This window comes from Methylobacterium sp. J-026 (assembly GCF_022829585.1).
Classification (GTDB): Bacteria; Pseudomonadota; Alphaproteobacteria; order Rhizobiales; family Beijerinckiaceae; genus Methylobacterium.
Map to the genome: position 1 here is coordinate 43,465 of NZ_JAKSYC010000280.1, position 21,643 is coordinate 65,107.

Annotated in this window: 16 protein-coding genes and 1 pseudogene; 10 read left to right on the plus strand and 7 right to left on the minus strand. The window is 68.4% G+C overall.

What is annotated here, in order from left to right; translation table 11 throughout:
* Positions 1-37: 37 nt before the first annotated feature.
* Together MKK69_RS23850 and katG are read left to right on the plus strand one after the other, a co-directional pair.
* Positions 38-1,174: a glycosyltransferase gene (locus MKK69_RS23850; protein ID WP_243971987.1), complete on the plus strand. Its 1,137-nt coding sequence runs from the start codon at positions 38-40 to the stop codon at positions 1,172-1,174.
* 299 nt (positions 1,175-1,473) lie between these two features.
* The gene (gene katG / locus MKK69_RS23855; RefSeq protein WP_243971989.1) at positions 1,474-3,795 is read left to right on the plus strand and encodes a catalase/peroxidase HPI; all 2,322 of its coding nucleotides are present in this window, start codon (positions 1,474-1,476) and stop codon (positions 3,793-3,795) included.
* Between the two features lie 125 nt (positions 3,796-3,920).
* Here katG and MKK69_RS23860 read toward each other — a convergent pair whose 3' ends face one another.
* The 3 genes from MKK69_RS23860 to MKK69_RS23870 form a co-directional block, all read right to left on the minus strand.
* Positions 3,921-4,223, minus strand: coding sequence for a hypothetical protein (locus MKK69_RS23860; RefSeq protein ID WP_243971991.1), 303 nt, complete (start codon positions 4,221-4,223; stop codon positions 3,921-3,923).
* Positions 4,224-4,636: 413 nt separating this feature from the next.
* Positions 4,637-4,813 carry a hypothetical protein gene (locus tag MKK69_RS23865; RefSeq protein WP_243971992.1) on the minus strand — a complete coding sequence of 59 codons (177 nt, stop codon included), beginning with the start codon at positions 4,811-4,813 and terminating at the stop codon, positions 4,637-4,639.
* 73 nt (positions 4,814-4,886) lie between these two features.
* Positions 4,887-5,273, minus strand: a complete 387-nt coding sequence (locus MKK69_RS23870; RefSeq protein WP_243971994.1) for a hypothetical protein — start codon at positions 5,271-5,273, stop codon at positions 4,887-4,889.
* A 741-nt stretch (positions 5,274-6,014) separates the two neighbouring features.
* Here MKK69_RS23870 and MKK69_RS23875 point away from each other — a divergent pair.
* The 5 genes from MKK69_RS23875 (at position 6,015) to MKK69_RS23895 (ending at position 12,110) form a co-directional block, all read left to right on the plus strand.
* Entirely contained in the window at positions 6,015-6,989 is a 975-nt protein-coding gene (locus tag MKK69_RS23875; protein WP_243971996.1) for an amidohydrolase family protein, read from the plus strand.
* A gap of 155 nt (positions 6,990-7,144) precedes the next feature.
* Positions 7,145-7,657, plus strand: a complete 513-nt coding sequence (locus MKK69_RS23880; protein ID WP_243971999.1) for a cupin domain-containing protein — start codon at positions 7,145-7,147, stop codon at positions 7,655-7,657.
* 689 nt (positions 7,658-8,346) lie between these two features.
* On the plus strand, positions 8,347-10,329 hold the full coding sequence (locus MKK69_RS23885; protein ID WP_243972001.1) for an acyl CoA:acetate/3-ketoacid CoA transferase: 1,983 nt from the start codon (positions 8,347-8,349) through the stop codon (positions 10,327-10,329).
* A 118-nt stretch (positions 10,330-10,447) separates the two neighbouring features.
* On the plus strand, positions 10,448-11,350 hold the full coding sequence (gene mdcB, locus MKK69_RS23890) for a triphosphoribosyl-dephospho-CoA synthase MdcB (protein ID WP_409564867.1): 903 nt from the start codon (positions 10,448-10,450) through the stop codon (positions 11,348-11,350).
* A 25-nt stretch (positions 11,351-11,375) separates the two neighbouring features.
* On the plus strand, positions 11,376-12,110 hold the full coding sequence (locus MKK69_RS23895; protein WP_243972002.1) for a DUF3750 domain-containing protein: 735 nt from the start codon (positions 11,376-11,378) through the stop codon (positions 12,108-12,110).
* A gap of 55 nt (positions 12,111-12,165) precedes the next feature.
* Here the strand turns inward: MKK69_RS23895 and mqo are convergent.
* From mqo to MKK69_RS23910, 3 genes and pseudogenes are all read right to left on the minus strand, one after another.
* Positions 12,166-13,893: pseudogene (gene mqo / locus MKK69_RS23900) on the minus strand (malate dehydrogenase (quinone)).
* 648 nt (positions 13,894-14,541) lie between these two features.
* Positions 14,542-15,669 (minus strand): tlde1 domain-containing protein, encoded by a 1,128-nt coding sequence (locus MKK69_RS23905; protein WP_243972004.1) that lies wholly within the window; start codon positions 15,667-15,669, stop codon positions 14,542-14,544.
* A gap of 328 nt (positions 15,670-15,997) precedes the next feature.
* Entirely contained in the window at positions 15,998-16,783 is a 786-nt protein-coding gene (locus tag MKK69_RS23910) for a lytic transglycosylase domain-containing protein (RefSeq protein WP_243972030.1), read from the minus strand.
* 823 nt (positions 16,784-17,606) lie between these two features.
* On the opposite strand from MKK69_RS23910, the gene MKK69_RS23915 reads away from it, so the two are divergent.
* The gene (locus tag MKK69_RS23915; RefSeq protein WP_243972006.1) at positions 17,607-18,293 is read left to right on the plus strand and encodes a class I SAM-dependent methyltransferase; all 687 of its coding nucleotides are present in this window, start codon (positions 17,607-17,609) and stop codon (positions 18,291-18,293) included.
* A gap of 49 nt (positions 18,294-18,342) precedes the next feature.
* Complete coding sequence (locus MKK69_RS23920) at positions 18,343-18,954, plus strand: hypothetical protein (protein ID WP_243972008.1); 612 nt, start codon at positions 18,343-18,345, stop codon at positions 18,952-18,954.
* Between the two features lie 48 nt (positions 18,955-19,002).
* Here MKK69_RS23920 and MKK69_RS23925 read toward each other — a convergent pair whose 3' ends face one another.
* The gene (locus tag MKK69_RS23925; protein WP_243972010.1) at positions 19,003-20,694 is read right to left on the minus strand and encodes an aminotransferase class III-fold pyridoxal phosphate-dependent enzyme; all 1,692 of its coding nucleotides are present in this window, start codon (positions 20,692-20,694) and stop codon (positions 19,003-19,005) included.
* A 32-nt stretch (positions 20,695-20,726) separates the two neighbouring features.
* Here MKK69_RS23925 and asd point away from each other — a divergent pair, with 32 nt between their 5' ends.
* Positions 20,727-21,635, plus strand: coding sequence for an archaetidylserine decarboxylase (gene asd / locus MKK69_RS23930; RefSeq protein WP_243972012.1), 909 nt, complete (start codon positions 20,727-20,729; stop codon positions 21,633-21,635).
* Positions 21,636-21,643: the final 8 nt, after the last annotated feature.

The following is a 21,643-nucleotide window of genomic DNA, read 5'->3' on the forward strand; positions in this document are numbered from 1 at the left end:
AGAGGGTACCTGCGACCGATCCGGTCGATCCAGCCGGTTGGGCTGGGACGCCCTGCGCAACCCCTACCTGTTCGACGTCCCGGTCCTCGGCGACCTGTCCGGGCTGGTCGAACTGTTCGTCCGCGCCCCGCGGGATCTGCCGCCCGAGACGATCGTGCCGGGCCTGTTCCTCAGCCACGATCCACCGATCTTCTGCTGTCAGCCGCGGCCCAAACCCTTCGGGGTCGCCCATCACATGGCGGCGCGATACCCGGACGTTCCGTTCATCTTCCTGCATCCGCTGACGCACAGCCTCGAACGCGCGGCCTTCGCGGTTTCCCTGGCCGTCCAGCACCGCCGCTTCCGGACCGCGCACCCCCGTGCCCGCCTCATCGTCCTCGCCAACACGTCCGGAGAGGAGCGGCTGCTGCGCGGTCTCGGGGTCGATGTCCATCCCGCGCCGCAGAACATGTTCGTCGACGAGACGATGTACGTCCCGATGCCCGAGCAGCCCCGGCATTTCGACGCGATCTACAACGCGCAGATCGCGCCGATCAAACGCCATGCGCTGGCCCGAACCGTGCCGAGCTGCGCCTACGTGACGAAGCTGTTCGGGACATGGTCGCCTCGGCTGAAGCGGGCGCAGCTCGACCGGTTCGTCCGGTCCCTGCCGCGGGGGCACGTCATTCTGAATGCGCTGACGCCCGACGATGTCGTGCCCATGGACCATGTGGCGGTGAACGGCGCCATGGCCTCGGCGCATGTCGGCCTGTGCCTCTCCCGGATCGAGGGGGCCATGTACGCCAGCATCGAGTACCTGCTGGCCGGGCTCCCCGTGGTCACGACCCGGAGCAAGGGAGGCCGGGACCACTTCTCGCATCCCGACACCACGCTGGTCGTCGATGACGATCCCCGGTCCGTTCAGGACGGGGTCGCGGCGATGAAGGCCCGGGCCCTGCCGCCGGATTACGTGCGCACCACGACGCTGCGGCTGGTCACGGCCGAGCGGGAGCGATTCAACGCCTTCATCGACGGCTTGCGCGGCCACGCCACGGAGCGGGGTACCGACGGGCGCTGGTCGTTCCCGTACAGCCACAAGCTCAGCCGCTACGCCTCGCTCGCCGACTTCGAATCCGAGCTGACGGCGGCCCTGTCGGCGCAGAGCACGCGCAGGCCGCCTGATCAGCCGGGCTGAGCGGGTCCGGCGTCGCGCGCGCGGCCTGTCCCTCCGGCGGGCGGGAGGATCGGATCCGGGTGGGCCATCGGTCGGCCTGCGCCCGGACGTCGCTCGGGCTCCGCCGACTTCGGGCCTGCTCGAAGACGACCGCGGATACAAATCTTCCGGCGTGACCTCGACCTCGGATGCCGGAGCCATATTTCAGCGGTCGGGCCGAAGGTGAGCATGGACGATTGCAGCGAGGGCTGGCCGCCAACGGCATTGCGGGTCAGGCCAGCCAAATCGATCGCAGTCATTCGATAGCAAGCGAGATTTCGATGAACGAAATGACGATTGACAAAACCAATACCATAACTTTCGAGATGGAAGGTAAGTGCCCGTTCGGAGGCGACCGGATTGGTGGTGCTTTCGGCGGCAAACCCGCGCTGGAGAATTGGTATCCCCACCGCCTCAGGGTCGAGCTCCTGCACCAGAACGGGGTGTCGGCCGATCCCCTCGGGCCGGACTTCGACTACGCGGCCGAGTTCAATAAGATCGACCTCGACGCGCTCAAGCGGGACATCAAGCAGTTCCTGACCTCGTCGGTCGCCTGGTGGCCGTCCGACTACGGCAATTACGGACCGCAGATGATCCGCATGTCCTGGCACGCGGCCGGGACCTATCGGATCGCGGATGGCCGCGGCGGCGCCGGCACGGGCATGCAGCGCTTCGCGCCGATCAGCAGTTGGTGGGACAACGGCAACACCGACAAGTCGCGCCGTCTCCTGCAGCCGATCAAGCACAAGTACGGCAATGCCCTGTCCTGGGCCGACCTCATGGTCCTGACCGGCAATTGCGCCCTGGAGATCATGGGTCTGCCGACCTACGGCTTCGGCGGCGGCCGGCTCGACGCCTGGGAGGCGGACAACGCCACCTACTGGGGTCCCGAGGTCGTCGACATGGGCACGGTGTCGAGCTTCGACGACATGGTCAACCGCGACAAGCGCTGGCGCGGTCAGAACGGCGACGCCGATTACGACCTGGAGAACCCGCTCGCGGCCTCCCACCAGGCACTGATCTACGTCAACCCCGAGGGGCCCTATGCCAGCGGTGATCCGATGGCCTCGGCGCGTGACATCCGGGTCACCTTCAGCCGCATGGCCATGAACAATGAGGAGACGGTGGCGCTGATCGCCGGCGGTCACGCTTTCGGCAAGAGCCACGGCATGGTGCCTGCCAAGGAAATCGGCCCGCCCCCCGAGATGGCGCCGATGGAGGCCATGGGCCTCGGCTGGCACAATCCGAAGGGGGCAGGGTCCGGCAAGGACACGATGACCAATGGCATCGAGGGCAGCTGGACGCCCGACCCGACGAAGTGGGACAACGCCTACTTGGAGAACCTCTTCAAGTTCGAGTGGGAGCAGACCAAGAGCCCGGCCGGGGCGCTCCAGTGGACGCCGAAGGACCCGAATGCGCCGCGGACCCCCGACGCCCATGTCGACGGCCAGATGCATCCGCTGATGATGATGACCTCGGACATCGCCCTCAAGGTGGATCCGGAGTACCGCAAAGTCTGCGAGAAGTTTCTCGGCGACTTCGATGCCTTCACCCAGGCCTTCTCCAAGGCGTGGTACAAGCTCACGCACCGCGACATGGGTCCGAAGCACCGCTACCTCGGCCCGGAGGTCACGATCGAGGACGGGCTCCTGTGGCAGGACCCGCTGCCCGACGCGGCTTACGCGCCGATCGGTGATGCGGAGATCGCCGCGCTGAAGCAGGCAATCGGCGCGACCGGCCTGTCGGTCTCCGATTTGGCCTTCGCGGCGTTCTCGGCGGCCTCGACCTACCGCGACAGCGACAAGCGCGGCGGCGCCAATGGTGGCCGTCTCGCCCTTGCCCCCCAGAAGGACTGGGCCGTCAACCGGCGCGCCGCGCCGGTGGTCGAGGCCCTGCGCGGGGTGATGGCGCGGTTCAATGACGGGCGCAGCGACGGGAAGCGGGTCTCCCTCGCGGATCTCATCGTGCTCGGCGGCTGTGTCGGCGTGGAGAAGGCCGCGCAGGATGCCGGCGTCGCCGTGACAGTGCCGTTCACCCCCGGGCGTGTCGACACCACGCAGGAGCTGACCGACATCGAGATGTTCGAGTGGCTGAAGCCAGTGACGGACGGGTTCCGGAACTACGTCGATGACGGGTTCGGACAGATGACCCGCAGCGTCTCGCCAGAGGAACTGTTCCTCGACAAGGCCAATCTGATGACCCTCACCGCCCCGGAATGGGCGGTCCTGACCGGCGGTCTGCGTGCGCTCAACGCCAACCACGACGGGTCGAAGCGCGGCGTCTTCACCGATCGCGTCGGCGCGCTCACGAATGACTTCTTCCGGGCGGTGACCGACACCGACCTCGTCTGGGAGAAGGCCGATGCGGAGGCGATGACCTTCGTGCTCAAGGACCGCGCGAGCGGGCAGGCGCGCTTCGAGGCCACGCGCAGCGACCTCGTCTTCGGGTCGAACGCGCAGCTGCGGTCGATCGCCGACGCCTATGCCGGCAGCGATGGTCAACAGCGGTTCGTGGCCGATTTCGTCCGGGTCTGGGACAAGGTCATGATGCTCGACCGCTTCGATGTGAAGGGCCACAAGCGCTACGCGGCCATGGCGGCCTGATCGTCCGACCTCGGCGTGCGCCGGCTCAACCGGCGCCCGTTGGCATCAGATCCGCGCCGTCCCTATCGGAGACGGCGCGGATCGCGAGCGCTCGCGAAGCCCGGCGCGGCCTGCGTTTCGGCGGGCTACTGCACGTGGAGCGTGAGTTTCATTTTCGGATGGATCCCACACTGGATCACGAAGTCCCCGGGCTCCTTCAGCGTCAGCGTCGCCTGCTTGCCGGGCTCTTCATCGCCGGCGTCGAACGAGAACTGATCGGCCTCGATGAAGGCGTGATGCACGGCGTTCTCGTCGCCGTTGACCAGGGTGATGGTGTCACCGCGGTGCAAAAAAAGATCGGTCGGATCGTAGCGTCGGCTCTTCTGCAGCACGATCCGGACGACGCTCGACAGGCTGGCCTGGGCCGGGCCGAATGCGAGCAACGCCATCACGATCGCGATCGGTGCGCCGACGAGAAGCGGGCGGTGTAGATTGCATATTGCCACGGATACAACCTGGAAAAATCAGATCTCGAGCCGGCAATGTAGCATCGCTAGGATCGACATCTCTTAATATGCGTTGGAATAGCCATCATTATTTGACGGCGCTTTGCATGCCATGTGTGCGGAGTACCGCATTTTCATAACGCTGGAAACGCAATCTTAATTATAGGCTATCGCGTTCCGACGGATGCGTAGTCTCATGCGCCGGTCAGGATGCACATCGTCGTTTCGGAAGGCGCCGGAGTAGCAGCCGATAGTGGTGCTCCCCAGCTGGCGCCCGTTCGGCGTAGCCGGATGCGTAGCTCAGCAGGCGATGCCGCTGCGCTTGCCATCTCCCGGCTGCTGACCGCGCGAATGCTTCAGACCCGGACCTCCTCCGCATGGAGGCCGCCAACGCGCAGATGCTCTGGGATATCGCTGTGGTCGTAGTAGCCGGCCTCATGGGCCATCGCATCGAGGGCGGCGATCGGGTCTGCTGCTGAGCCGGTCCAAAGGATCGTCCCCGTTGATCCCTGACGCACCTGAAACACACGCATCGACTGCTCCCATGCTGCCCGCATGGTCAAGCATCTCGACGAACCACCGTTCCGCGTGGCAGCGATCGATATCTCAGCTGTCGAGGCCGAGACCGTGGATCAGGGCGCGGATCGGGTCGAACCGGGTCGCGGCCGTCTGTACTTGGTCGGGCGAAGAAACCGGTCGATCCATGGCCGGCTCGTTCCGCGCGCTGCGGGTGAGCGCCGCCTGATGCGTGCGAATCCTGCGCTGCACCACCTTGTGCCGCCGGGAGGTGTCCGGCTTCCGTACCGCCTGCACAGCCGCTGGCGACGGGGCGGCTTCGGCGACCGGCCCGGCCGTCGACAGCTGCGCCTGGGCCGGCGCGGCCTCGGCCGCCTGCGCCGTCGCGATCAGGGCGCCGGACAATGCCGTCGAAACACTCTGTCGTGCCGGCGGATCGACCCAGGCCACAATGCTGGGCGAGTCGACGGCGCCCACGCTGAGCGCGCGAACCCGCCTCGGCTGGTCCTCGTAATTACCGGGATGCAGGAGGTGTGCAGCGGCCAGAAGGCCGAATGCAGCAACCGCAGCCGTCGTGAGGGTGGACTTATAGTGTTCCATGGCCCGTGAACGAACGGCTCAGCTAATGGTTCCGCTTCGGTGTGTACCGATCCGCTGCGCGTGATCGTGGCGGTCACGACGTCCGAGGCCGGCCTCGGAGAGGGGCGTGTTCGACCGGCCGACAGCCGTCGATCAGCGGTCCAAGCGTCCTGAGATTTTCATCCGCAAGGCAGCTGCTACGGGAACTTGCCGCAACTGTTGAACGGCTGCGCATCCAATTCATGACCCGACATTAGCCGCGTATCGACGATCGGAGAATTGGGGTGCTCGCGTCGGCGTCAGGTCTTTTTTGGCCCGGGCCGCGGCACAGGGACATCGACCATCTGTCCTGTGATGGGATTGAGGATCAGCATGAGTGAGCATCTCCGGTGGGGTTGCCGAGAGAACGTCGGTGGGCCCCCGTGGGATCGCGGCGGACCGTGCAATTGCGCACAGTTGGTTAAGGGTCCGCTCACCCTGCCGTCGCGCCGATGAACGAGCCCCCTCACCGCCTCGGCGACCCGGCGGATCGACTGGCGCGATCCCATCGATCCAGAGGCAACTTGCGGTTTGCGTCCGCGAGTGATCCGATCCGAACCGCGCCCATAGAAGGCCGCCAAAACATCCGGAGGAGACCCCATGCTGTCGCGTAGACAGACGCTCGCTTTCGCCGCCATCGGCGGCTTCGTCCTCACCGACCGGTCGGCTCGGGCGGCCGACGAGGCCCCGACCGTGAAGACCCCCGTCAGGCTCCAAGTCCCGCCGGGTGCGTGCGACTGCCATGTCCATGTCATCCCGGATCCGGCCAAGTTCCCGTTCTGGAGCGGGCGCGCCTACACGCCACCGGTCGATCCGCCCGAGGCCCTGCTCGCCCTCCAGCACGCGCTCAAGCTCGACCGCGTGGTGATCGTGACGCCGAGCGTCTATGGCACCGACAACGCGGCGACGCTCGACGGCCTGCGCGTGCTCGGGCCGCAGCGGGCCCGCGGCGTTGCCGTGATCGGACCGGGGACCAGCCCAGCCGACCTCGATGGGCTGGCGAAGGCCGGGATCCGCGGCATTCGGGTCAATCTGGAGCAGGCCGGCGTGTTCGATCCCGCCGCCTCGGCCAAGGCGCTGGACAGCGCCGTCCAGCAGATCGGCCAGCGCCCCTGGCACCTGCAGGTCTACTCCCGCCTCTCGGTCATCGCTCCGCTGAAGCAGCAACTGTCGGCCCTGCCGGTCCCGGTCGTGTTCGATCACTTCGCCGGTGCCCAGGCTGCCCTCGGGCCCGATCAGCCCGGCTTCGGCGACGTGCTCGACCTCGTGCGCAGCGGGAAGGCCTGGGTGAAGCTGTCGGGTGCCTATCGCGCCTCCGACAGGGCACCGGATTACGCCGACGTGCTGCCGCTGGCCCGTGCCCTCGTGGCGACGAACCCGGACCGGCTCGTCTGGGGCAGCGACTGGCCACACCCAGACAGCACGCCGAGGTCGGACCGCAAGCCGACGGATCTCGCCCCGGCCCAGAACGTCGATGACGGCCGCCTGCTTGATCTGCTTGCCGAATGGGTGCCGGACCGCGCGACGCGGGACCGGATCCTCGTCGACAATCCCAAGCGCCTCTACGACTTCTAAGGGAAGTCGCCGAATCGGCCGACAGGCGAGGTCACCGGAGGGTGGCGGCCTCGCCCGGTCGCTGTTCTGGTGTCAGGCGAGTCCTCAATCGGGACGACGTCCGGCCGCGTGCCGCGGGCGTGGCGTCGTGCCATGATGGCGGCGGAGGATGTGACATGCACGACGGCGACGACGATCACACCCACGCGCACGAGCCCGGCCAGGCCGTGGACGCTTGGAAGCATGATGGGGTGCGGGTGATTCGAAGGGATCGCCTCGACCCCAACACCGCACAGACCCCTGGCATGTTTCGCCAGGCGGCGATCAGCGCCGCGCGGGTCGGCGCCCAGAAGATCTGGGCCGGTACCGTGGCGATTCAGCCCGATGCCGAGACCGGCGTCCACCACCACGGCGAACTCGAGAGCGTCATCTACGTGGTGTCCGGCCGCGCCCGGATGCGCTGGGGCGAGCGGCTCGAATATGTCGCCGAGGCCGGGCCGGGCGACTTCATCTTCGTCCCGCCCTTCGTGCCCCACCAGGAGATCAACGCGTCGACGGACGAACCCCTGCATTGCGTGCTGGTCCGCTCCGACAACGAGGCGGTGGTGGTGAACTTGCCCGATGTCGAAGCGGTCGAACCGCCGGAGACCGTTTACTGGGTCGACCCGATCCACAAGCAGCCCGGTTGAGTGGCCCCGTCCAAATCGCAGACTTGCTCGCCACGGACATGCCCGAGCATCGCATTAGAGCGATTCTAGATATTTGACCAGGAATGGTCAGCTTCAGACGGAAAACGGGCACGGTAATTTAAATCATTATGCAAGAAAGAGCTTACGGGCTTGGCAGTTTTGCCGTGATGACGGATGTCTCTGCCCTCATCGAACCTGTTTGACCGGTCCCTCCCCGTCTCGACATCATCCTGAAGTCGCGTAGTGCCTCGAAGCAGCCTTCCAGCCGGCCGTTCAGTCCCTGGACGGCTCCTTCGAAGATGCTGCGCAACACGCCGAGGTCAGGAGACGTTCGGGTTACACCTAAGTTGATACCGTCACGCGACTGCAATCGCGCAGTTCGTATCCCGATGAGAACGAGCCCCGGATCCGGATGGGCGCGCAGGGCGGCCGCGCAATTTTTCTGATGGGAGAGCGAAGAGTTTTTAGCGGCACACCACGCCATTTCCGGAGTACTATGCTTGGAAAGGCTCGCCGCATCGTGCGATGCCGCAAATATTGATGCGGTGCAATAGGGGCCGTATGCCGAACTCGACTGGTCCTGAACTCCGATCCAGTCCGGCCGCACGCGGTTGGTGCAGACCAGTCTTCGAGTCGGCCCGCGTCGCGGCCGGCCGCGCGTCCGATATCCGGGGAGGTTCACGGACTCCATGAGGAAGAACAAGGTCATCTCGGCGGATGAGGCGATCGCGCTGATCCGCGAGAACGACGTGGTCACCACCACGGGGTTCGTTCAGAGCTGCATTCCGGAGGCGCTCCACGCCGCCCTGGAACGGCGGTTCGTCGACAGCGGCTCGCCGCGTGGGCTCACCCTGATCATGACGGCGGGCGCCGGCGACAGCAAAGGGCTCGGCACCGGGCGCCTGCATCACCAGGGCCTGCTCGCGCGTGTGATCGCGGCCAATTTCGGCCGCATGCCGAAGGTCGCCAAGGCGGCGCAGGACAACCTGATCCGCGGCTACAACCTGCCCCAGGGCGTGATCTCGCAGCTCTACCGGGCCTGCGCGGCGGGCCAGCCGGGCCTGTTCTCGAAGGTGGGGCTCAAGACCTATGTCGACCCGCGCCATGGCGGCGCCAAGGTCAACGAATTGACCACGGACGACATCGTCAAGCTGGTCGAGGTCGATGGCGAGGAGTGGCTGTTCTACACCGCCACGAAGATCGACGTGGCCTTCATCCGCGCCACCTCGGCCGATCCGTCGGGCAACCTCTCCTACGAGAAGGAGGCCCTGACCCTCGACTGCCTCGCCCAGGCGATGGCGGCGCGCAACAACGGCGGCATCGTCATCGCGCAGGTCGAGCGCATCGTCGACGACGGCTACCTCCTGCCCAAGGACGTGCGCGTGCCTGGCATCCTGGTCGACTGCGTGGTGGTCGCCGAGCCCGAGATGCACCGGATGAACTACGGCGTCATGCACGACGCCGCGCTCGCCGGCGAGATCCGCGTGCCCGTCACCGGCATCAAGCGGATGGCGCTCAACGAGCGCAAGATCATCGCCCGCCGCGCCGCCTTCGAATTGCCGCCCAACGGCGTCGTCAATCTCGGGGTCGGCGCGCCGGAGGGGATCGCGTCGGTGGCCAACGAGGAGAAGATCACCCCCTACATCACCCTGACCACCGAGGCCGGAGCCGTGGGCGGGGTCCTCGCCTCCGGATCGAGCTTCGGCGCCGCCACCAACGCCGACTGCATCATCGACCAGAACCAGATGTTCGACTTCTACGACGGCGGCGGCCTCGACATGACCTGCCTCGGCATGGCCGAGTGCGACGCCGCCGGCAACGTCAACACCTCGAAGTTCGGCGGCAAGCTCAACGGCTGCGGGGGCTTCATCAACATCTCGCAGAACGCCCGCACGGTGGTGTTCGCCGGAACCTTCACGGCCGGCGGGCTGGAGATCGCCGTGCAGGACGGCCAGGTCCGGATCGTGAGCGAGGGCAAGGCCCGCAAGTTCGTCACCCAGGTCCAGCAGAACACCTTCTCGGGGCCCTACGCGGTGGAGCGCGCCCAGCCGGTCCTCTACGTGACCGAACGCTGCGTCTTCCAACTGACCGCCGCCGGCCTGGAGCTGGTCGAGGTCGCGCCCGGGATCGACATCGAGCGGGACATTCTCGCCCATATGGACTTCGCACCCGTGGTGCGGAATCCGGTGCCGATGGATCCGCGCATCTTCCGCGACGAGCCGATGGAGCTGATCTCAGACCTGCTCAACCTCGATCTGAAATCGCGTGTCAGCTACGACGGCGAGCGCAACATCCTCTTCATCAACCTCGAAGGCTGGTATTGCCGGGTGATGGGCGACATGGACGAGCTGCGCATGACCATCGTCGAGGCCTGCCGCAAGGCCGGCCAGCGGGTCAACGCCGTGATCAACCACGACGGCTTCCGGCTCAACGAGAACCTGGTCGATGATTACGCCGGGGTCCTGCAATACCTCCAGGCGAATTACTACGCGACCACGACCCGCTACGCGACGAGTGCCTTCCTGCGCCTGAAGATGGAGGAGGCGCTGACTCGGCGCGGCGTCGCCCCCCACGTGTTTGAGCGCAAGGAAGAAGCGCAGGCGTTCCTCAGCAGCACCGAGGACAAGAAGGCGCGCAAGCGGATCTCACCGGCGGTGGCGTCGGCGGCGTGAGGGTCGCGCGCCGCGCCGGGATGCGGCGGATCGATCCTTCGGTATAAGCGCCCGAAACCGGCCCGGTCGCGGGCCGCGCCGACGCGCTTTGCCGGGAGCCTTCGATCTGCGCCAGCATCTGCACCGCGTCCCGTCGCCGTCCGGTTCAGAGGGTTGGGCCGAGCGCGTCGCGACGCTCGCCCACGCGGCGCTGATCGACGAGTTGGAGACCTGGCCCAAGCCAGGCTTGGTGAGCTTGGTCGATTCCGGCAGCCACGACGACATGGATGCCGGCACCCTGCGCTGCAGTGCGGCGGCGATCCGGCCGTTTTTCGCCGATCTGGCCGCGGCCGGGGCCCGGGGCGCCGCCATGGCGGAGTTGCGCGCGATCGGGATCCGGGCCGAGGCGGCGATGATGCGGGCCACCGGCGGCGTCAACGCACATCGCGGCGCCATCTTCTCCCTGGGCCTGATCTGCGCGGCGGCAGGCGTGTCCGGCGCGGCACCGGCCTCGGCCGAGGCCCACGCTGTGGCGGTGGGCGAACTCTGGGGTCCCGCGATCGCCGGGGCCCCCGCTTCGCCGATGAGCCACGGGGGGCGCGTCGCGCGGCGCTACGGGGTCGGGGGCGCCGCTGCCGAGGCGGCGGCCGGCTTCCCGACGATCCGTGACATCGGGTTACCGGCGCTGCGCCTTGGTCGGACCCGGGCACCGGACGATCCGGAGGCTGCGCGCGTGGAGTGCTTCTTCGCCCTGCTCGCCGTGCTCGACGATACGAACCTGCTCCATCGCGGCGGCGCGGACGGGCTGGCGGTGGCGCGCGCGTCCGCCGGGGCCTTCCGGGCGGCCGGCGGGGTGGCGACCCCGGGCTGGCGCGACCGGGCGGCGCGGATCCACCACGATTTCGTGGCGGCACGGCTCAGTCCCGGAGGCTGCGCCGATCTCCTGGCCGCAACGCTCCTCCTCGACGCCCTCGCGGCCCCTGGGCCGCCGGCCGATACGGTCGCATTCCCCCGCGGCCGAGCGCTCCCTACATGCGGCTGAATTCTACATCCGCCCCGGTTTCATCGTGACCCTGATCAGGCTCGCGCTTCTCGCGCTCGTTGCCCTCTTCCTCGTGCCCGTCGCGATCTCCGCCACGCTCTACTGGCTGCGGGCCGGCGGTGACTGGCGGCTCGCCGACCGGTCGAGCGCGGGTCTGCTCCCGCCGGCCGAGGCCGAGCCGGGCGCGGTCGTGCGCATCTTCTCCGCCCGCACGGTGAGCTGGCGCGGCATTGTCGCGACACACAGCTGGATCGTCATCAAGGACCGCGGCGCGCGCGCCTACCGCCGCTTCGACTACACGGCCTGGGGGCAGCCGATCTGGGTCGACCGCTTCGTGCCGGATGGGCGCTGGTTCGGAAACGCCCCCGAAATCGTCTTCGCGGCGGATGGTCCGGAGGCCGAAGCGATGCTGCCGCGGATCCGGACGGCGGTGGCCGAGTACCGCTACGCCCGCCCCGGCGACTACGTGGTCTGGCCGGGGCCGAACTCGAACACCTTCGTGGCCGCGATCATGGCCGCGGTCCCGGAGATCCGGGCCAGCCTGCCGACCACGGCGATCGGCAAGGATTTTCCCTATGACGGTCGCTGGATCGGCTGGACGCCGTCCGGCACCGGCATCCGCATCAACCTGGGCGGCTATGCGGGGCTGACCCTTGGCTGGGTCGAGGGCCTTGAACTGAACCTGCTCGGCGGCGTCGCCGGTCTCGACCTGCGCCGCCCGGGAATCAAGCTGCCGGCTCTCGGACGGGTGGGTTTCTAGCGCATCGTGCCGGTTCCGAAGTCCCGGACGATGCGCTGGCGCGGCCGCCGATCGCTCAGGGCGCGAGGTCGTGAACGGGCTCCGTCACCGGCGTGGCGTTGCTGTTCAGGACGGTGCCGCTGACCGGGACCGGCTTCAGCACGGAGCGGTCGATCCGGGGCGGCGTCGGAAGCTGAAGCGCGGTGCTGGTGGCGGCCCATTCCTGCGCGACGCGCTCGGGATCGTCGTTGAGCTTCGTGCCGTAGCTTGGGACGATCTCGCGGATCTTGGCCTGCCATTCCGGTGTCGCGACGTTCTTGGGGAACACCTTCTCCAGCACCTGCAGCATGATCGGCGCCGCGGTGGACGCGCCGGGCGAAGCGCCGAGTAGCGCCGCGATGCTCCCGTCCCGCGCATTGACGATCTCCGTGCCGAGCTTCAGCACGCCGCCCTTGTCGGCGTCACGCTTGATGATCTGCACGCGCTGCCCGGCCTGCCAGAGGCGCCACTCGTCCTTCTTTGCCTTCGGGAAATATTCCCGCAGCGCGGCGATCCGGTCGTCGTCCGACAGCATCAGCTGCCCGGCGAGGTATTCCACCAGCGGGAACTCGTCGATGCCGACGCGGACCATCGGCCAGACGTTGCTGCTCGTGGTCGAGCTGAGAAGGTCGAGATACGATCCCTCCTTCAGGAACTTGGTCGAGAAGGTCGCGAACGGCCCGAACAGGATCGCCCGCTTGCCGCCGATCACCCGCGTGTCGAGGTGCGGTACGGACATCGGCGGTGACCCCACCGATGCCTTGCCGTAGGCCTTGGCGAGGTGCAGCGTGGCGACGTCCGGGTTGTCGTTGATCAGGAACGAGCCGCCCACGGGGAAGCCGCCGTAATCGTCGCCCTCGGGGATGCCGGACTTCTGCAGCAGGTGCAGCGCGCCGCCGCCAGCCCCGATGAAGACGAACTTGGCGTCGACGCTCTGCCGGGATCCGTCCTTGAGGTTCTTGGAGGTCACCCGCCAGGAGCCGTCCGGGTTCTTCGCGATGCCCTCGACCTCGGTCGAGAGTCGCAGCTTGAAGTGCGGCTGCTTCTGCAGATACGCGACGTATTGCCGGGTGACCTCGCCCCATTCGCAATCGGTCCCGAGCGGCGACCACGTGGCGGCGATCTTCTGCTTCGGATCGCGCCCGTCCATCATCAGCGGCATCCATTTGCGCAGCTATTCCGGATCCTCCGAATACTCCATGCCGGCGAAGAGGGGACTGGCCTTCAGCGCCTCCCAGCGCCGCTTCGGATAGGCGATGTTGTCGTCACCCCAGACGAAGCTCATGTGCGGCGTGTAGTTGCTGAACGTCTGCGGATCCTTCATCACGCCGGTCCTGACCTGATGGGCCAGGAACTGCCGGGTGACCTGGAACGCCTCGTTGATCTCCACCGCCTTGGCGATCTCGACCTTGCCGTTCTTCTCCGGGGTGTAGTTCAGCTCCGCGAGGGCCGAGTGGCCCGTGCCGGCATTGTTCCAGCCGTTCGAGCTCTCCATCGCGACCTGATCCAGGCGCTCCATCATTTGGATCGACCAGTCGGGCTGGAGCGCGTCCAGCCAGACGCCCAAAGTGGCGCTCATGATGCCGCCGCCGATCAGCAGCACGTCGACCTTGCTGTCCGCAGAATCGGCGATCGCCAGGGAGGTCGGCAGCGCAGCCGCCGCGAGACCGACCGCGGCTGTGCCGAGAATCTGCCTCCGGCTCAGCGGCAGCGCGGCCTGGGGGTGCCGGTGGTGGAAGCGCGCGGTCTCGTCGTCGGCAGGCATGGTCGGATCCCGTATGTGCGAAACGGACGTGCCCGGCGAGCACCTCCGAGGTCTAGGAGACGTTTCCTCGCGGTGAGCGGGGTTACCCCCTCACCGGCTTCCAGGATCGTTTCCTCGGGACCTTCGCGGGGCGGCGGGACCGGGCCCGAATCGCACGCGAGACACACAACGTTACGCGCTCAGGCTCCCGTGCCTGCAAGAGCAGGGCAAGCATTGAACGACGGTCGGCGCATGTCGGATGGAACAACTTTGTTATTGCCCGTCGCAGACCGAAGTACCGGCGCCGTGGAGGCTGCCGGATCCGGTCCGAACGGTCGCACCACAACTGGCGACCATTGCGAGAGTGCGGGCGCTGGCCGGAACGGCTCAGCTCCTCGACGCCGATCTCATAGAGGATGATGTGCCGCAGGACAATCGCCGGAAGCCCGGGAATTGGGCAGCCGAGGCCGGTCCTGTGCAAAGCCGCAATTGTGGCGGGCGAGGCGGCCCGCTCGGCGACCGGATGATTTGTCCGGCGCATAGGACCGGCCGACGCGTCGAAGCCGGGACGCGGGCTGGTTCCGCAATGCTTTTAAAGACAAGCGCGACGACGTCCGACCTTGCCGGCAGCGTGGCAAGCCCATCCGAACGGACGCGCGCGTCGCAGGCTCAGTTGCCAGCGCGAGCCAGACGGGTGCGGCCGCCATCCGCCATCGTCGGCAACGAGTCCTGCGTGCCGGAGACGACGACGAGGCGCTGGACCTCGCCGCGGAGGAAGGCCTGGAGGAACCGGTCGTAATCGCGGAACGACACGCAGCCGTTCGAATCGCCCCGCGGTCCCAGCATGAAGGTATGGGCCAGCAACCCGACTCGCCCGTAGACCGCATCGCTGCCCCCGACCGGCGTGAGCCGGATCGCGCGCACGCCGTGGAACAGTTGCTCGCGCTCGGTCAGCTCGTAGGTCCCGGGCGGCGTCGGCCCCCGCATCCGCACGTTGACGAGCCGCGGGTCGTCCAGACCCTCGCCGAGGCCGGAATGCGCCTCCAGGCGCTCGCCGTTCGGCAGGGTCACGGTCCGGGTGGCGATGTTGTAGACGGCGACGCCCGTCGTCGCGCTCGGCTCGCGCGTCATCGCCAGCGGCGGCGAGATCCGCCGTTGCGGTGCGACGTCGGCAGGCTTGCTCTCCAGGGCCGCGTAGGCCAGGGCCGGCGCGCGCTCGATCCCGAAGAACTTTTCGAGGAACGACCGGTCATCCGCCGGCGGTGCCGCCGACTGGACCGGTGGGAGGTCGCGTCGCGCCACGCGTCGCTCGGCCCGGCGGGTGAGCGCGGAGGCGCCGAGGCCCCGCAATTCCGGCGGGCGGGGGATCGGCAGCGGAACCGTGACGGCTACGCGCGGCGGCTCGCCGGTTCCGACCGTGGGGGCCGTCTCCGGGTTCGGTGCGGAGTCGAGCGGCGCGATCCGGGTCCAGGCCCAGCGCGACGGCCCGCCACCGGGGATGTCGCCCCAGGATCCCCCCGGTGCGGGCTCACCCGCCAGCGCGTCGGCGGGCGCAGGCTCCGCGCCCGAGGGCTCGGCGTTCGGACCGACGGTTCGTCCCTCGATCGTCGGCGTCATCGCGGCGCTGCGCGCTGCGGAATATCCGGTCGGAGCAGATAATTGCGGATCGCGGGTCAGGACACCGCTGCCGAGGAGCGTCATGGCCGCGGCCCCGGTCAGCACCGCGAGCGGTGCCAGGCAGGAACGCCGCGCCCGCCCGATCTCGATGTGGTCCAGCGGCGTAGAATCGATCGCCATGCGGGTGCCCATGCTCCTCGTCGCGGAACGGGCGTTCGTCCGACGTCAGCCTCCGGTGACCCGGAAACCGCACGACGGACCGATCTGCCCCGCTCATCCTGAGACAGCGGGGCCCGGCGGGCTTTTCTGGGGCGGCTCCATGGTCAATCTTGGATCGATCGGGACCATTTTCGGGCGCGGGGAAGCCAATTCCTCAAGTCTTCGGCATTCGTCTGTCTGTCGAAGACTGTGGATCCGGCACGCAACGCCTCCGCGCCCGCCGATGCCGGACCGATGGTGTTGCGCGTCCGCCGCCGATTCGGACGCGTCGCCCGCGGCCGGGCGCGCCCTACTCGTTGTCGATCTGACGCCCGAGCTGAGCGATGGCCCGCTCGTAGACGGACGCGGCGTTCCAACCCTGGATCGCGGCGAAGTTCGGCTCGCCGGGCTGATAGCCCGCACCGGCGCGCCATCCATGCGCCTTGAGGAAGTTGGCGGTGGACGACAGGGCGGCGCCGACGTTGTTGAGATCGCCGGTGCCGTAGGTCAGCACGTTCTTCGGCAGGAACTGCGTGTGCCCGACTTCGCCATGCGCGGCGCCGCGGGTATTCGCGGTGAGCAGGCCGCGATCGACGAGGGTCAGTGCCGCGTAGAGCTGGTCCGTGAAATATTCGGACCGGCGGCAATCGTAGGCGAGCGTCGCCACCGCCGAGAGGGTGTTGACGTTGCCGCGCACGGCACCGAATCCGGTCTCCATGCCCCAGATCGCCAGGAGCGGGCCGGGCGGCACCCCGTAGCGCTGCTCGATGGATTCGAACAGGGCGGCGTTGGTGCGCTTGAGCGCCCGTCCCCGCGAGACGATCGCCGGGCCGCCGCGCTTCGCCAGGAACTGGTCCAGCGACAGCTTGAAGCTGTGCTGACCCCGGTCGGCCGAGATCGTGGCCGTGGAGTAGGTGGTGCCCTGCAGGGCCGCGAGGCTCGCCGCACTGGCCCGGCCGCGCGCTTCCTCGGCGAATTGGTGCTTCCACGTCTCGAAGCCGGCAGCATTGTTCCCGCATTGCGCGGCTCCGGCCTGGCCGGCGCTCAAGGCAAGCCCGGCGAGTGCCACCACCGCGAGGGTCTGGGGCCGCATCATGTCGATCACGCGAAACACTCCTCCGGCGCGTCCGCGCGCCTCATCCGCTTGGCGATACCCCGCCACATCTCGTCGATATCAGGGCGAGAAGATGTCGAAGAGGCGAACCCGGGTTTCGCGTCTTCACATCATCGCGCGTTCGCCGACCGGCCGCGGACCGGCCCAGGCCGGTCGCCCGCCACCGGGGCAACCGATCCCCGTCGATACCGCCGGAGCATCCGGGATCGGGGCTGGGAGAGCGGCCTGGCTTTGCACGCCCCACTACACCCGGAGTATTTCGACGGCGGCCGGTCCCTCGCGACGGGAAGATCAATGCGACTTTGATGCGTCGGCTAATCAGTATCCCTGTGTCGAGACGGACGCGAGAGAATTGATTTGCCAACGAAATTATCGCTTCGGAACGCTTCTTCCTGCCGTCACAACGTTGTCAAATGATGGTCATAGCTTTGCCGGCGGAAAAAGATCTCCGGAGAAGCGGTGTGGGACTCATGACGTACAGGGCGGTTCGACGTCCTCCGCTGTTCCACGTCGCTTGATCACGTTTGGCGTCCCGTGATGTCGGCGATTGCATTGGCAGCCGGCCGGCCCACCTCGGCCGCTGGCGCGCGTGATGAACGGGTCTCCTTCGCCGTTCTCGCGCAGCCAATTCGGTCGAATCGCTCCGTGTCCGACGCAGACGCAGTGTCCCCGTGGCTCTCCGGCCGATGGTCCCGACACACACGCCGGTAGGTCCGAACCGGATCGAACGTCCGACGCCGGAGTCCGCGCGGAGACGCTGTCTCTCATCAACCTTCGACCTGACACAGAGCGAGACCGAACACCCATGGCCCTTGGAATGCACGGCACCGGCTCATCGCGCGCAGGCGCGCTCGGCCCCGACCTCGACCGCGACGGCGTCGCCAAGGCCTACGGGCGCTGGGCGCCGGTCTACGATCTGGTGTTCGGGCCGGTCTTCGCCCAGGGACGCACCCTGGCGGCGGCGGCCGCGGAGCGGATCGGCGGCCGCATCCTCGAAGTCGGCGTCGGGACCGGCTTGTCCCTGCCGGCCTATCGCCGCGCCCGCAGCATCGTGGGCATCGATATCTCGGCGCCGATGCTGGAGAAGGCGCGTCAGCGCGTGACGCGGCTCGGCCTGCGCAACGTCGAGCGCCTCGCGGTGATGGACGCGGAACATCTCGACTTCCCGGACGCCTCCTTCGACGTGATCGTCGCGCAATACGTCGTCACCGCGGTGCCGAATCCCGAGGCGGCGCTCGACGAGTTCGCCCGGGTCCTTCGCCCCGGCGGCGAGATCGTCATCACCACGCGGGTCGGCGCCGAGGACGGCCTGCGCCGCACCGTCGAGCACGCCCTGGCGCCGATCACGAGCCGGCTGGGCTGGCGGACCGAGTTCGCCTGGAACCGCTACACCGCCTGGGCGGCCGGAGCCCCGGTGGAGATCGTCGAGCGCCGGGCGCTGCCGCCCCTCGGACATTTCTCCCTCGTCCGCCTGCGCAAGCACGACGCCTGACCCCCCGCCCCGTCTCTCTCAAACCCGCAACTCGACGAGGAAGCACATCATGGCGAGCTTTCTGGAAGCTCTGCGCGTCCAGCGCTGGGACGATCACCGGTACTACCACCACAACCGCGTCAATCAGAGCCTGCACGTCGTCAGTGCGATCAGCTTCCTGGTGGCCTACGCCCTGGCCTTCAAGGACCCGGCGACGGCGGCGCTCATCGGCTGGCTGATCGCCATGACCTCGCGGCAGGCCGGTCACCTGTTCTTCGAGCCGAAGGGCTATGACCACGTCAACGACGCCAGCCACGAGCACAAGGAAGAGATCAAGGTCGGCTACAACCTTCAGCGGAAGATCGTGCTCCTGGCGATCTGGGCCCTGTCGCCCCTGCCGCTCTACTTCGATCCGAGCCTGTTCGGGCTGATCTCACCGCACCAGACGACGGCCGACCTGATCCGCAACATCGGCTGGATCTGGCTGTGGCTGGCGGTGGCGGGCCTGCTGTTCCGCATGGTGCAGCTGTTCGTCCAGCGCGACGTCCAGACCGGCTTCGTCTGGGCCGCCAAGATCCTCACGGACCCGTTCCACGACATCAAGCTCTACCACAAGGCCCCGCTCGCCCTGCTGCACGGCGAGTTGGTCGAGGAGCATGAGCCGCACGAGCACGGCGCCTGAGATCGACGCGGGCGCCGGGCCGCGACGTGGCCGGCGCCTGCCGCCGGATCAGGCCCGGTCCGGCGCGCGCAGGCCGAGCCGGGCGCCGAAGGCGCCGAGGCGGACCGCCGCCACTTCCCGGAGGATCGCGCGGCGGATCGCCTTGTTGCTCGGCGCCGCCGCATCCCACCAGCCATCGGCCCGCATGGCCTCGGCCGCCGCGACGAACCGCGTGGCCACCGCCTCGAAGGCCACGTCGTCGTAGGCGAGGCTGAAGATCAGGCGGCCGGTCCCGACCCAGGACAGGGCCAGCCCCTCAGCGCGCAGGTAGAATTGCAGCATCCAATTGTAGCGCGACGGCTTGGTGTACAGGACCATCCAGACGGTGGACATGTTGGCCACCCGGACAGGCAGGCCGGCCCGCTCGAGCAAGGCGTTGAGCCGCGCCGCGCGCCCGTCCCAGGTGGCGTCCAGGCTCGCGTAGAGGGCAGCGACCTCCGGCGTGTCCAGCCGGTCGAGGAACGCGCTCATGGCGCCCATCACGTAGGGATGGGCGTTGAAGGTCCCCCGGGCGAAGCAGATATCGACGGGCCGGTCGTCCCGATAGCGTCGCATCAGGTCGGCGCGTCCGCACAGGACGCCCACCGGCAGGCCGCCGCCCAGCGTCTTGCCGTAGGTGACCATGTCGGCCCGCAAGCCAAAATACTCTTGCGCGCCGCCGCGGGCGAGGCGGAAGCCGAGGAAGACCTCGTCGAGGATCAGCACGATGCCCCGGGCGCTGCATACCGCCCGCAGCGCGTGCAGCCATCTCGTGTAGGCCGCGCGGTCGACGGCGGCCTTGCGGCCGCTATCGACCAGGGCCGAATCGGCCGGCGCCCCGGCATTGGGGTGCATGGCCTGGAGCGGGTTGACGAGGACGCAGGCTACGTCCTTCCGCCGCGACAGGACTCGCAGCGTCCGCTCGGACATGTCGGCCAGGGTGAGCGTGTCGCGGGTCGGGACCGGGTTGCCGATGCCGGGCTGCACCTCGCCCCACCAGCCGTGATAGGCGCCGCACAGGCGCACGATCCGGCGGCGTCCGGTGTGGTAGCGGGCCAGGCGCACCGCCTGCATCACCGCCTCGGTGCCGGACATGTGGAACGAGACCTCGTCGAGGCCGGAGAGCGCCTTCAGCCGCGCCACGTTGCCGGCGACCACCGGGTGCAGGGGGCCGAGCACCGGGCCGAGGGCGGAGACCCGCGCGCTCCCCTCCTCCAGGCAGGCCCGGTAGAAATCCACGCCGAACAGGTTCACCCCGTAGGACCCGGCGAGATCGTAGGCGACGTTGCCGTCGAGGTCCGTGACCGTGACGCCCTCCGCGGCGGCCGCCAGGGCGCCCGTCCCGAGATGCGCGCGGACGTGCCGGGCGTACTGGAACGGCACCCGGTAGAGGCCGGTGAATTGCAGGTCCGACAGGCCGTCGCGCATCGCCTCCGTCTCGGCGCGGGTGCGCGCGTACCGGGCCTGGAACAGCGCGGAGAGCCGCGCGAAGGCCGCCTCGCGCCGCAGCGCCACCGCCTCGTCCGGATCGTCGGAGCGGAAGAAGGCGCGCTCGGAATAGGCGTAGCTCGGGATCAGCCCGGCGACTCGCCGCGCCATCCGGGCGTGGCCGGTGAGCGAGCGGTGCTTCGCCCGGGACAGTTCCAGGCGCTGCGCGGCGCGCGGCAGAGCGAAGACCGCGGCGGCGGCGGTGGCGGACAGGGCGACGAGGAGTGCGGACATCGTCCCACGTCCTATCGGAGGCACTTCACGGCATGATGACGATTCCCAGAACGTCCCTGCGACGGGCCCTGGCGCGGGTCGGTGCTCAGGAAGACCTCAACTTCCTTCTGACCAACCGCCTGCCGCGCCGGCTCGCGACCCGGTTCATGGGCTGGTTCAGCCGGATCGAGCAGCCGCAGATCCGCGACCTGTCGATCGCGACCTGGCGCCTGTTCTGCGACGTCGACCTCAGCGACGCGCGCGAGACGCGCTTTTCGAGCCTCCATGCGGCCTTCGTGCGGGCGCTCCAGCCCGGCGCCCGGCCGGTCGAGGCCGATCCCGCGATCCTGACGAGCCCGAGCGATGCGATCCTCGGGGCGCATGGCCGGATCGAGGCAGGGCGTCTGTTCCAGATCAAGGGCCTGTCCTACCGGCTCGCCGATCTGTTGGGGGGCGACGCGGCTCGCGCGCACGCGCATGAGGGCGGCGCCTACGCCACCCTGCGGCTGACGGCGGGGATGTATCACCGCTTCCACGCGCCGCACGACCTGCAAGTCGAGTCGGTGCGGCACATCTGGGGCGATACCTGGAACGTCAATCCGATCGCCCTGAAGCGCGTCGAGGCCCTGTTCTGCCGCAACGAGCGCGCCGTGCTGCGCCTGCGGCTGGCGGGGGGTGGTCACGCGGTCACGCTGGTGCCGGTGGCGGCGATCCTGGTGGCGGGTCTGCGCCTCGGCTTTTTCCCGGAGGGCGCAGCCCTGCGCGGGACGGGGGGGCGGACGCTGCCGTGTTCCGCCACGCTCGCCAAGGGTGACGAGATGGGCTGGTTCGAGCACGGCTCGACCATCGTGGTCCTGGCGCCGCCGGGCTTCGCGCTCTGCCCGACGCTGCGCGAGGGCGACCGCCTGCGCATGGGCGAGCCGCTGATGCGGCTTCCCGCACCGTCGGTTGTCGTGGGGTAACGAAGCAC